Source organism: Streptomyces sp. NPDC104371, assembly GCF_055583785.1.
The window spans coordinates 331,540-343,618 of sequence record NZ_JBVJNF010000006.1; the positions used below are offsets into that span (position 1 = coordinate 331,540).

At 70.5% G+C, this 12,079-nt stretch carries 8 protein-coding genes and 1 tRNA gene; 3 read left to right on the plus strand and 6 right to left on the minus strand.

Annotated elements, in window-relative coordinates; translation table 11 throughout:
- Positions 1–7 precede the first annotated feature (7 nt).
- The 3 genes from ACZ60T_RS20815 to ACZ60T_RS20825 form a co-directional block, all read right to left on the minus strand.
- A complete protein-coding gene (locus tag ACZ60T_RS20815; protein WP_469667190.1) occupies positions 8–3,343 on the minus strand; it encodes a CHAT domain-containing protein in 3,336 nt (1,111 codons plus the stop codon).
- 85 nt (positions 3,344–3,428) lie between these two features.
- On the minus strand, positions 3,429–3,917 hold the full coding sequence (locus tag ACZ60T_RS20820; protein ID WP_469667191.1) for a hypothetical protein: 489 nt from the start codon (positions 3,915–3,917) through the stop codon (positions 3,429–3,431).
- A 146-nt stretch (positions 3,918–4,063) separates the two neighbouring features.
- On the minus strand, positions 4,064–4,390 hold the full coding sequence (locus ACZ60T_RS20825; protein WP_469667192.1) for a WGxxGxxG family protein: 327 nt from the start codon (positions 4,388–4,390) through the stop codon (positions 4,064–4,066).
- 298 nt (positions 4,391–4,688) lie between these two features.
- On the opposite strand from ACZ60T_RS20825, the gene ACZ60T_RS20830 reads away from it, so the two are divergent.
- Positions 4,689–6,731 (plus strand): hypothetical protein, encoded by a 2,043-nt coding sequence (locus ACZ60T_RS20830; protein WP_469667193.1) that lies wholly within the window; start codon positions 4,689–4,691, stop codon positions 6,729–6,731.
- An 82-nt stretch (positions 6,732–6,813) separates the two neighbouring features.
- On the opposite strand, the gene ACZ60T_RS20835 is transcribed toward ACZ60T_RS20830, so the two are convergent.
- From ACZ60T_RS20835 to ACZ60T_RS20845, 3 genes are all read right to left on the minus strand, one after another.
- The gene (locus tag ACZ60T_RS20835) at positions 6,814–9,327 is read right to left on the minus strand and encodes an ABC transporter permease (protein ID WP_469667195.1); all 2,514 of its coding nucleotides are present in this window, start codon (positions 9,325–9,327) and stop codon (positions 6,814–6,816) included.
- A gap of 56 nt (positions 9,328–9,383) precedes the next feature.
- Positions 9,384–10,154 carry an ABC transporter ATP-binding protein gene (locus ACZ60T_RS20840; protein WP_365628461.1) on the minus strand — a complete coding sequence of 257 codons (771 nt, stop codon included), beginning with the start codon at positions 10,152–10,154 and terminating at the stop codon, positions 9,384–9,386.
- A 234-nt stretch (positions 10,155–10,388) separates the two neighbouring features.
- Positions 10,389–10,462 (minus strand) — tRNA-Gly (locus tag ACZ60T_RS20845).
- Between the two features lie 504 nt (positions 10,463–10,966).
- Here ACZ60T_RS20845 and dcd point away from each other — a divergent pair.
- A complete protein-coding gene (gene dcd, locus ACZ60T_RS20850; RefSeq protein WP_365628417.1) occupies positions 10,967–11,542 on the plus strand; it encodes a dCTP deaminase in 576 nt (191 codons plus the stop codon).
- A gap of 8 nt (positions 11,543–11,550) precedes the next feature.
- Entirely contained in the window at positions 11,551–12,051 is a 501-nt protein-coding gene (locus ACZ60T_RS20855; RefSeq protein WP_365628414.1) for a phosphoribosyltransferase, read from the plus strand.
- Positions 12,052–12,079 lie beyond the last annotated feature (28 nt).

Here is a 12,079-nt window from a genome sequence, read left to right on the forward strand (position 1 = left end):
CGACCGCTCACGCCCCCCACGCGGTGAACCCGGCCCAGTGGACGGGCGAGGCGAACGGACGCTCGTCCCGGTCGGGTGTCGGCCGGGCGGCCGGTCCGTACTGTCCGATCAGGTCCGCGAGATGCGGGTGGGCCGCGGCGTACCGCGCCAGGTCGTCCCAGGTCAGACCGCGCAGCCAGGTCCGCGAGCGGCGCAGCGCGGACGCGGGCGGTTCGCCCGGCGCGGGGCCCGCGGGGGCGAGCAGCTCGTACAGGCGTGTCATCAGCAGCGCGGTCACCATGTCGTTCACCTGCCACAGGCTGGTGATCGCACAGGCGGCCCCGGCCTGAAGGAAGCCGCCCGGGAGGCCGATGAACTCGTCGGGCGCCTCCTTGATCTCGTAGTGACCGGACTGACAGGCGCTCGCCACCACGAGTCGACAGGACGGGAGTCGGCGGCGCACCACGGTGTCCAGGTCCAACTGCCCGTCCGCGAGGGCCAGTGAGCCTCCCCGGCCCGCGAACTCCGCCCTGCCGTGGCAACTCAGGTGAAGGTGCGAGGCGTCGGCGAGGTGATCGAGCAGCCACCCGACGGTGGCATCGGACCCGATCGCGTGGCAGGTCTCGCCCTGCGGCGCGAACAGGTCGCGCAGCTCGGCCAGTTCGCTACGGGCGCCGGGAAGCGAACCGTCCGGGTCGGTGACGGCGACCAGGCGCGGCACCGGCAGCGGCGGCCGTGCGGCAGCCGCGCGCGAGGCGGCGTACACGCCTGCCGACGGGGCGAGCGTCAGCGTGCCGGTGTCATCGAGTACGGCGTCCGTCTCCGGGCCGAGCGGTACGGCGGCATCCGTCTCCGGGCCGAGCGGTACGGCGTGCAGCGGGACGTGTCCCAGCAGACCGGTCGGCACGACGACCGCCTCGTGCCTCGGGTCCCGCGCCAGGAGCCGGGCCACGGGACGCAGCAGCGGCGCGAGACCCCGGAGACGGTCCACGGCCGCCGGGAGCAGCCGACGCCGCTTGAGGACACCGGCCTGCTGGACCAGAAGCAGTCCCGCGCCCTCGACGTCCGGGTCCAGCGTCAGCAGGCGGACGATCGAGGTGCTGCTCACCTCGGGGACGAAGAAGGCGTGCACACGAGGCCGCGCGAGCGCGTCCACGTCGCGGGGGATCACGAGGACGTAGCTGCCCCAGGGCGCGTTCACCAGGTAGGCGAGCGGCGTGCCACCGGCGGCCCGGACGATGTCCGCCAGCTCCGTGGTGCGCAGGAAGCCCTCGAAGCCGGGGATCGTACGGATCTCCTCGACCACCTGGCGCACGGCGCGCTCGGCCGCCGCCGCCCCGAGGGCGGGCCCCGCGGACGTACCGCCGTCCGGGCCCGCAGGCGCCTGCGCCACCAGGACCCGGTACCGCTCGCGCGCCCGCCGATAGCGCTGGGCCAGCAGGGGGTCGACGCGCTCCAGCGCCTCCAGATCCACCGTGTCCCGCCCGGTCGTCACCGACAACTCGCAGGCCAGGCCACGTTCGATCGCTTCCACCGCACGCTCCGGATGCCCCGCGCGGGCCAGCAGGAAGGCGGCCCGGCGGGCGATCCCGTTCGCCTGCGCGAGTACGCTCCGGCGACCGGCGGCGGTGACCTGGGCGTCGTAGAGCGCGTGGACGGCGGACAGCATGCCCGACGCGACCTCCGCCGCGCCGTCCCAGTCCCCGTGCGCCGCAAGGGAGTTGACCGCTTCCCGGGCGATGGAGAGATGCAGGGACGGCGCGACACGCGGCGGTGCGGCGGCCAGGGCCGCACGGCGCAGTCGTACGCTCTCGGCGCTGCCCGGACCGTCGAGCAGGTCGGCGGCTCTGGCCAGCAGCCAGGTGGCGCGTCCGGTGTCGAGGAGACCCGGACGGACGGCGTCGAACTCGACCACGGGGACGGCCACTTCGCGAGCGCCACGCGGGTCCGCCGGTTCGCGGGAGAGCAGCAGATCGGCCAGGTTGCACCGCATCTGCGACCACAGCACGGGGTCGTCGTCCGGGCGCAGACGGCGCAGGGCGTTCCGGTAGCACCGCTCCGCCTGCGCGAAGTCGTCCGGCTCGGCGCGCCGGAACAGCAGGAGCCCCAGGTTGAGCAGGGAGTACGCCCAGTCGACCGGGTTCCGCTCGGGGGAGCGTTCCGCCAGTCCGGCGTTGACGTGGTCGATGCCCAGGGTGAGATCCGTACGGTCGCCGCCGGGCCGTTCGGCGAGCAGCAGCCCGTAGTTGGTCTGGATCCGCGCCCAGGATTCAGGCTGGGCGCGGCGGTCCAGCGCGGTGGCGCGGGCGAGCAGGTCGCGGGCGGTCTCCCAGCACTCGAGGCGGTCGCCGTCGTCGCGAAGATGTTGGGCGGCGGCGAGGTTGTTCGCCACCTCGGCCCACTGGAGGCTGCCTTCGGGCAGCCGGGCCAGGGCGTGTTCCAGGACGCGCAGCGCCTCGGACAGATCGGCGTCGAGCCCGGTGCGTACGGCGACCACCAGACGCTCGCCGAGCCGGGCGGCCAGTTCCGTCTCCATCCCCTCCTCGCCGAGCTGCCCGGCCAGCTCGAACGCCTCGCGGGCCAGGGGGATCACGCCCAGGTCGTCGGCGGCACGCACGGTGGCGTACATCGTGTGCAGGTGGGCCCGCAGGTCGTGGGCGAAGGCGCCCAGCGACGCGGCATAGCGGTCGATCGCCGTACGGACGGGCATACGGCCGCCGCACAGATCCTCCAGAAGCTGCTGGCGTAGGCGCAGCGTCGCTTCCAGCGGGGTACCGAGAGCCGCGCGCAACTCCTCTTCACCGGCGTCGTGTACGCGGCTGCTGTCGGTGAACTCGGGGTGCGCACGGACCAGTTCGGCCAGCCGATCCGGCGGGGTCACCGTAATGGTGTGCAGCAGCTCCCCGAGGCGTGCCTCGTCCTGGTTCTCGGCGACGGACCGCAAGAAGTACCGGTAGTTGGCGACCGTCGGCGGCCCGTGCGCCGTCAACTCCCGTAAGGCGGCCTCGGGATCGGCCAGATCGCGGTCGGTGTCGCGGCTCAGTACGTGCGGCAGCAGCCTGCGGGGCAGCGGGATCACCTGCCCGCCGAAAGGGGCGCCGTCGAAGGCACCGGCCCGCGCCGCCTGCGCCACCAGGTCGGCCGCGGTCGCCGTGGCGTCCTGCTGAAGCTCGGCGACGGAGGTCGCGAACAGCGTCGGTACGGACGCGTCGGGCCGCAGGACCAACAGCGGCGCCTCGATCGGTGCCCGGCTGCCGCAGCCGGGGCAGTCCACCCAGCACAGACCGGGTTCGAACCCGTCCGGCGGCGTACCGCGCCCCTCCAGCACATCGGCGCGCTCACGTCCGTCGACGACGCGCCACACCGGAACCTGGCACTGCCTGTCACACGCTTCGCAGCGCCACGAGTAGGGCGCCCTCACCGACACCGACACGTCAAGTACCCCCGCGCTACTTGCCGTTGGTGAGGTGGGAGAGAAGCGTCGCCAGCAGACGCCCGAGCGAGGAGTCCCCGAGGGCCCGCTTGTGGACGGTCAGACTCCATCTGCCACGGGGGTCCCGCTTGACCATGACCTCCGTCTGGAGCAGCGTGACGACCAGAACACCGACGGAGACGGCCACGGGGTCGAACCGATCGAGCGGCGACCGCGCATACTCGACGGCCTCACCGACCACGCCCGCCAAGTCCTCCTGGGCTGCGGCGTATTGGAGCGCATCCCGCGCGACCTCCCCCGCGCCGACCGAAGAACCCTCCGGCGCGGACAGGCTCCCCACGACCCCAGCCGCACCCAGGGCGACACGTAACTCGTCGTCCGTCACGGGCATCCCCGCGGCCGAGGCGAGCAGCCCCCGGTCCTCCACCAGTACCGCCAGCGCCCGCACCGCCTCCGCTTCGGAGAGTGCGCGGATCTCCTGTGCCAGATCGTCTTGTCGGGACATGCCCCAAGTGTGCCCATCGACGGCGCCGCAGGGGGCTGTTCGGACAAGTACGTCAGCGGGGTGTCAGCAGTCGGGCGGTGCACCCCTCGGCGGGGTGCACCGCCCACTCGACACTGCTGCCAGCAAGGAAGGCGGAACGCGACGGCTCAAGGACGGTCTGTGCGCGTGCCGGTTCCGGTACCTCCTGTGCCCCGATAGGTCCCCGTGTCGTGGCCGCCCTTCCGCCCGCGAGGGACGAGACCGAGCAGACCGAGAAGACCGGCGAGTCCCCAAAGCCCCCAACCTCCGCCGCCATCGTCCTTGTTGCGGTCGACCTGTGTCGGGTTCTGGGTCTGGCTCTGTGCGGCCTGCACGGTGGCTGTCCGGGCCACCGGCTGTGCCTGCGCCTCCGCGGTGACCGCCGCGGGTCCCGCGAGGAGAGCGACGGACAGGAGAGCACCGATTGTCGTGCGACGCATAGTTCCTCCTTGCATGACCCATGGACGGGTCTCACTCCTATGTCGCGCGACGTCAGAGCGCCGCGCAACTCCGACGACGGCGAAAGCCCCTCCTGGAGCGGCCCTGAGCCGACTCCTCGGGGCATGCGGCCAACAGCGCCATTAGGCCGAACGAGTGACTTGCCCGTACCGACTTGCGCGTCGGCCGGGTCTGTGGGTGCGCGCACTACCGGGTGGGGCCCGGCATCGATGACGGGTGGACGTCACGCTTCGTTGTCAGACCCGTACGCGATGATCTCCGCATAGGTCGTTCGTGCGGGTACGGGGGGACAGGATGGCGGCAGACGAGCGGGTGGCGGCAGGCGAGCTGATGACGGCGCGGGCCGAGGTCGCGGCCCTGGACGATCACTCGGTGGGGGTCGCGCTCGACGGGCTCGTGAACGGCTTGGGGCACTGGAGCCGCGAGGGGTCGCTGGCCGGTATCGAGCGGACGGGGCGCTATCTGGCCGGGACGTGGGGTCCGGCCACGCCGGACGAAGGTCCGGGAATGGGGGGCGAGGGGTCCTGGACGCGGTTCATGGGGTGTATCGGGGCGGTGGCGTTGCGTGCCGCGGTGGAGCCCACGCGCGACGAGCGGCGCCGACGACTGCTCACGCTGCTGCGGATCTGGGCGGACAGCCCCTTCGCCGATCCGCGGTCCCGGATCCGTACCGGTGTGGTGCGCATAGCCGAGGGAGCCCCCACGGCCGTCCGGGACGAGCGAGGGGCGGCCGTCGTCGTCGGCTGGGCCGAGGGCGACCTCCGGAGGTTCGTCGACCTGCGCACAGGGGAAGGGGAGCCGCCGAGCCTGGGGGCGATCGAGGAGGTGGCCGAGGTCCCGCGCGAGGGATGGGGCAGTGCCGAGCAGGTGCGCCGACTGGTCGACCTCGTCCAGGAGCGCGGGCCGGTGCCGTGGGACCTCGACGCGGTGGCCGTGCTGAGGGACGGTACGGGGATGGGCCGGGCGGCGGCGTCCTTCGCGCTGGCGGGGATGCTCGCGGTCGGGTACCTCCCGCGCCTCGACGACCGGGAGCGGAAGATCCACCGGCTCAAGGTGGCCGAGGCCGAGGACGGCGCCCACGAGCCCGGCCGGATGAGCCCCCGGGACCGCCTCGACCTGGTGGCGGACGTGCTTCCGGAGGACCCCGCCGAACTGTGGGAGCCGCAGGGCATGCGCACGGTCGCGGAGCGGATCGCGCAGGCGTGGCGGGAGCGGTACGGCCGACGGACCGTGGTTCCGGAGCGCACCTTCGACGCCGCCTTGGACCTGCACCTGCTGCCCCTCATGTCGGCGGGCCGGTTCTGTGCGGCGTTCACCGACCACGCGGTGATCCGCGGTCTCGGGTCGAACCTCGACACCTGGGTGCGGAACAGCGACTTCGGGGCCTTCGCGACCGCCGAGGGCTGGGACCTGGTCGATTTCAAGGACACCCTGCGTTCCGTCGTCCCGAACCTCTTCTGGGCCTACGCGGAGCTTCCCGCCGGTGACCCGGTCCGCGCCGGAACACCCGGCCTCGTACGGGCGCTGCGGGAGCGGTTGGACCACCCGGGCCTGCTGCTGGACGGCGGCGTGCTCAGCAGTGGGGTGGGGCGTGCGGTGGCCGATGTGCACCACCTGTTCGGCTCGCGTCCCTACGCGGGCCCGGAGCCGCTGGACGTCGCGAGCGTCGACGACGGGCTGACCGTGGTCGTGGACAGCATCGTCGACCGCTATGGCGTGCGATCCCAGCCCCGGCTCTACTTCCGCCCGGCGCTCTACGGCGACGACGACCGCAGCCGGACGCTGCTGGCGGCCCGAGCGGGCTCCCCCTACGACCCCGAGGTCGAGATGATCGACTGGCTGCGCGGGCCGACCTGCGCGCGCGTCGTCGAGAGGATCGAGGGCTCTTCACTTCCCGCGGGGGCGTACGAGACGAACCCGGTGCTCTCCGCGCCCGACGTCGTGGGTCAGGTCGTCGACGCGCTCGGCATGGACGAGGACGCGGCAGCGCTCTATCTGCAATTGCTCACCCTGCGCGCGCCGAGCGACCGGAACATCCGCATGTGGAACGGCTGGACGGCCGCCCGGCAGCAGAAGGCCGGCGCTGTGCTGGTCGAGCGCGGCCTGGTCGTCGAGGACAAGCGCCCCCGGGCGGGACGGCGACTCTTCCTGCCGGGCGAGTGGATCCACGCACGCAAGCCCTACCAGCCCATGGAGGCGTGGAAGGCGGAACTGCTCGGGGTGAGACGCTCGTACAACGGCCGACTGGAGAACCCGCCTCCCCTTCCCACCCGCACGCTGCCCGAGCTGTTCGCCCACGCGTGGGCGTTGGTCCAGGGCGGACGCCGGCCGTCGTAGGACGGCTTGTCCGCACCCACCGTGTATACGCGAAGGGCCCCGGACGCACAGACTTCGCGTCCGGGGCCCGACTCGTGGGCGGCTACTCGCTCTTGATGGCCATGAGCGGGTTCAGGCGCGCCGCGCTACGGGCCGGCCACAGGGCGGCCAGGACGCCGACCAGGGCCGCGACGGCCAGGAAGGTCACGATCCGGCCGAACGGGATCTCCATGGAGTAGGTGCTGATCTGCTCGCCGAAGCCGCGGCCGCCGACCCAGCCGAGGAAGAGGCCGAGGCCGATGCCGAGCACCGCGCCGAACAGGGAGATCACGATCGACTCCAGGCGCACCATCTGCTTGACCTTCGCGCGGTCCAGGCCGATGGCCCGCAGCATGCCGATCTCGTGCTTGCGCTCGAACACCGACATCGCGAGGGTGTTGATGACGCCGAGGACCGCGATCAGGACGGCCATGGCGAGCAGCCCGTACAGGATGTTCAGCATCATGCTGATGGCGCCGCCGATCTCGTCGCTCACCCCCTGCTTGTCCTGGATCTTGATGGCGGGGTTGTCTCCGAGAGCCTTGACGATGCTGTCCTCGGCCTTCTCGGACGGGCCGTCCTTCATCTTCACGAGGACCTGCCTGTCGGCGACCTTCGTCAGGTGCGGGTCCACGACGGACGTCGGCGCGAACAGGCCGTTGATCATGGCGTTGCCCTCGTAGACACCGGCGATCTTCAGGCGCTCCGTCCTGTCGTCCTCGGAGAACTTCACCGGGACGGTGTCGCCCGCCGTGACGTGCTCCTTGTCGGCGGTCTTCTTGTCGATGAGCACCGACTTGCCCTTGAACGCGTCCATCGAGCCGCTGGTGAAGTCGAGGGAGAACAGCTTGCCGAGGGCCTTGGCGTCCACGCCGGAGACGGGCGTGTACGAGCCGGAGACCTCCGCGGAGACGTCGCGCAGCGGGCTCGACGTCTCGACCTCGGGCAGCGCGTCCAGCTTGGTGCGGACCTCGGGGGTCAGCGGCTGGTAGTTCGCCATCGAGACGATGTAGTCGGCCTTCATCGAGCCCACGGCCATCTTGTTGATGGCGGAGCCCATGGACGTGGCGATCACTGTCATCGCCGTGATCAGGGTGAGGCCGATCATCAGGGCCGCCGCGGTCGACGCCGTGCGGCGCGGATTGCGCAGGGAGTTGAGGCGCGACAGCTTGCCGGTGACGCCGAACGGTTTGAGCAGTGGTGCCGACGCGGCGATGAACGGCCGCGACAGGAGCGGTGTGAGAACGATGACGCCGACGAGCATGACGCCCGCGCCGCCCGCCTTCGCGTAGTTGTCGTCGAGGAACAGCAGGGCCGCGCCGAAGGCGACGATGAGGGAGCCGATGGTGTTGCGCACGACCAGGCCGCGCGTCGTCGGTGTCGCGTGCACGCTGTTCATCGCGGCGACCGGCGGGATCTTCGCGGCGCGGCGGCCGGGCAGCCAGGCGGAGAGCATCGTGACGACCACACCGATGACGAAGGCCACGACCGCCGTGGTCGGGGCGACGACCAGAGGGCCCTCGGGCAGCGAAGCGCCGCCGGCGTTGATCAGCGAGCGCAGTCCCACGGCCACACCGATGCCGAGCACGAAGCCCGTCACGGCCGCGATGCCGCCGACGATGCCCGCCTCGATCAGCACGGACCGGGTCACCTGCCGACGCGAGGCGCCGACGGCGCGCATCAGGGCGATCTCCTTGGTGCGCTGGGCGACCAGCATCGTGAAGGTGTTGGCGATGATGAAGATGCCGACGAACAGCGCGATGCCGGCGAAGATCAGCAGGACCTGGCTCATCGAGCTGGTCTGCTCGGAGATCATCCGGTCCTGGTCCGCCTTGAGGGTGGCGGCGGTCGACGCCTGGGCGTCGTCCGGCAGGATCTTGTCGACCTGGGTCATGAGCGCCGACTCGGAGGTGCCGGGCGCCGCCTTGATGTCGATCTCGTCGTAGCCGGTCTTGCCGAGCACCGCGCGGGCCGTGGCGTTGTCGAACAGCACCATGCTGCCGCCCGCCGTGACGCTGCCGTCGTCTGTGTCGAAGAGGCCGCTGATCCGTGCGGTCTTGACGGGGCCGTCGGTGGAGAAGCGGACCGAGTCGCCGGCCTTGTAGCCGGTACGGTCGGCGGTCCCGCTGTCCAGGGCTATCTCATCGGAGCCCTTGGGGGCCCGGCCGGACGTGAAGGTGTAGCGCGGGTCCTTGCCGTCCTTGCCGGGGAAGTAGTTGGCGCCGGTGGTGCCCCAGTTGCCGCCGACGAGCTTGCCGTCCTTGCCGGCGAGTGCCGTGAACCCGGTCACCCCGCCCAGTACGTCGCCCGCGCCGGGCAGCGCCTGCGCCTTCTTGAGGACGGAGTCGGTGAGCGGCGGCTTCTGCGTGCCGTCGTCGAGGTAGGAGCCGCCGTGGGCGGTCATGGCGACCGAGACGTGGTCGAAGCTCTTGGCCGACTTGTTCTTGTAGGCGTTGCCGAAGGTGTCGGTGAAGACGAGGGTGCCGGAGACGAAGGCCACGCCGAGCATGACGGCGAGCACGGTCATCAACAGCCGTGCCTTGTGCGCGAGTACGTTGCGCAGGGCGGTACGGAACATGGGTCTACGCGTCCTGGTGGTGAGGTCTCAAAGAGCGGGTGGGGGCCTCAACGGCCTCAGCTGGTACGGCCCTTGGCGTCGAAGTCCTTCATCCGGTCCAGGACGCGGTCCGCGGTCGGCTGCACCATCTCGTCGACGATCTGCCCGTCGGCGAGGAAGATGACGCGGTCCGCGTACGAGGCGGCCACCGGGTCGTGCGTGACCATGACGACGGTCTGGCCCATCTGGCGCACGGAGTTGCGCAGGAAGCCGAGGACCTCGGCGCCCGAGCGCGAGTCCAGGTTGCCGGTCGGCTCGTCACCGAAGATGATCTCGGGCCGCGAGGCGAGCGCACGGGCGACGGCCACGCGCTGCTGCTGACCGCCGGACAGCTCGGTCGGGCGGTGGCTCAGACGGTCCGAGAGCCCCACCATCGAGATGACCTGCTCCATCCACTCCTTGTCGGGCTTGCGGCCCGCGATGTCCATCGGCAGCGTGATGTTCTCCAGGGCGGTCAGTGTCGGCAGCAGGTTGAACGCCTGGAAGATGAAGCCGATCTTGTCCCGGCGCAGCTTGGTCAGCTGCTTGTCCTTCAGCGTGGACAGCTCGACGTCACCGATGCGCACGGAACCGCTGGAGAAGTTGTCGAGCCCCGCCACGCAGTGCATCAGCGTCGACTTGCCGGAGCCCGAGGGGCCCATGATCGCGGTGAACTCGCCCTGCCGGAAGTCCACGGAGACGCGGTCGAGGGCGACCACCTGGGTCTCGCCCTGTCCGTAGACCTTGGAGAGTTCCGAGGCGCGGGCGGCCACGGCGGTGGCGCGGGCGGCGTAAGGGGTGGTGGTCACGGGATGGCGCTCCTGCTTGGTGCGACGAGTGAGGACTGACTTCCATGCTCAGGCCTCGATCGCGCCAACTGGTAAGCCGAAATCCCGGTTTCCGGGGCAGACTCGGGATGTACCGGAGTGCCCGGTGTCATACCTGGGTATGACGAGTGAGGTCGCCACCGGCCTGGATGAGACGGTGCCCCGACAGGCCTAGACAACAAAGAACCCCCGGGTCGATGACCTGGGGGTTTCGCATGGAGCGGGTGACGAGAATCGAACTCGCGCTCTCAGCTTGGGAAGCTGATGTTCTACCATTAAACTACACCCGCGTAAGACGCCTTGTGGAGCTGGCGTCGCGATGTTCGCTCACTGTACCCCATGTCGGACCCCCGGTGTCGAAGCCGTCGGGTCCGGTGTTGTTTCGGGGGGTGGATCGGCCTGCGGGGGGCCGGAGTTGGGGCGTACGGTGGGGGTTCGGCAGAGGGGTCGTGCGGGGTCGGAGTGCCCCCTGGAGACTCGTCCCTTTGTTCCCGTAATGTGGCTTTCATCGTCCGTCACGCCAGTGGGACGAAAGCTCTTGGGGAAGGGACTCTGAGGACTTGATGGAGCGCACCGTCGTCCGTTGTGCCGAGGGGCACGTGTTCACTACCGCTTCGTTCCCGATGCAGCAGGCCGGCCGTCTCGGGCCCGGTCGGCTCGTCCGGTGTCCGCGCTGTGCCCGGCTCCGCAGTGCGGTGCCGGTGACGCTGGAGAAGCAGTAGCGACATAGCGGTGCGGGCGCGCGGAGTCGTCACGATTGTGGTGGCTCCGCGCGCCTTGCGTATTCTCGGGGGGTGCTTCTCTCAGATCAGGACATCCGGACCGAGATCGACAAGGGGCGGGTCCAGATCGACCCGTTCGATCCGACCATGGTGCAGCCCTCGAGCATCGACGTGCGGCTCGACCGCTACTTCCGGGTGTTCGAGAACCACAAGTACCCCCACATCGACCCCTCCGTCGAGCAGGCCGACCTCACGCGGCTCGTCGAGCCGGAGGGCGACGAGCCCTTCATCCTCCACCCCGGGGAGTTCGTCCTCGCCAGTACGTACGAGGTCATCACCCTGCCCGACGACCTCGCGTCGCGGCTGGAGGGGAAGAGTTCCCTCGGGCGGCTCGGGCTTGTGACCCACTCCACGGCCGGGTTCATCGACCCCGGCTTCTCCGGGCATGTGACGCTCGAGCTGTCCAATCTCGCGACCCTCCCCATCAAGCTCTGGCCGGGCATGAAGATCGGGCAGCTCTGCATGTTCCGGCTCAGCTCGCCGGCCGAGTACCCGTACGGCAGTGAGCGGTACGGTTCGCGCTACCAGGGGCAGCGTGGACCCACACCCTCCCGCTCCTTCCTCAACTTCCATCGGACCCAGGTGTGAGCGAGATCATGACGAACGACATACGAGAGAACCTCAGCTACGAGACGTTCGGCCGCGCCGTCCGCGAACTGGCCCAGACCATCGCCGATGACGGCTTCGAGCCCGACATCGTGCTCAGCATCGCGCGGGGCGGAGTGTTCGTCGCGGGCGGTCTGGCGTACGCGCTGGACTGCAAGAACATCCACCTGGTGAACGTCGAGTTCTACACGGGTGTGGGCACCACGTTGGCGATGCCCGTCATGCTCGCGCCCGTCCCGAACGCGATCGACTTCACCGACAAGAAGGTGCTGATCGCCGACGACGTGGCGGACACCGGCAAGACGCTGAAGCTGGTGCACGACTTCTGCCTGGAGACCGTCGCCGAGGTCCGCTCCGCGGTGATCTACGAGAAGTCCCACTCGCTCGTGAAGTGCGAGTACGTCTGGAAGCGTACGGACGACTGGATCAACTTCCCCTGGAGCGTGGACGAGCCGGTCGTGAAGCGGGCCGGGCAGGTGCTCGACGCGTAGGTCCGAGGACCGGGCCGAGCCGTCGCGG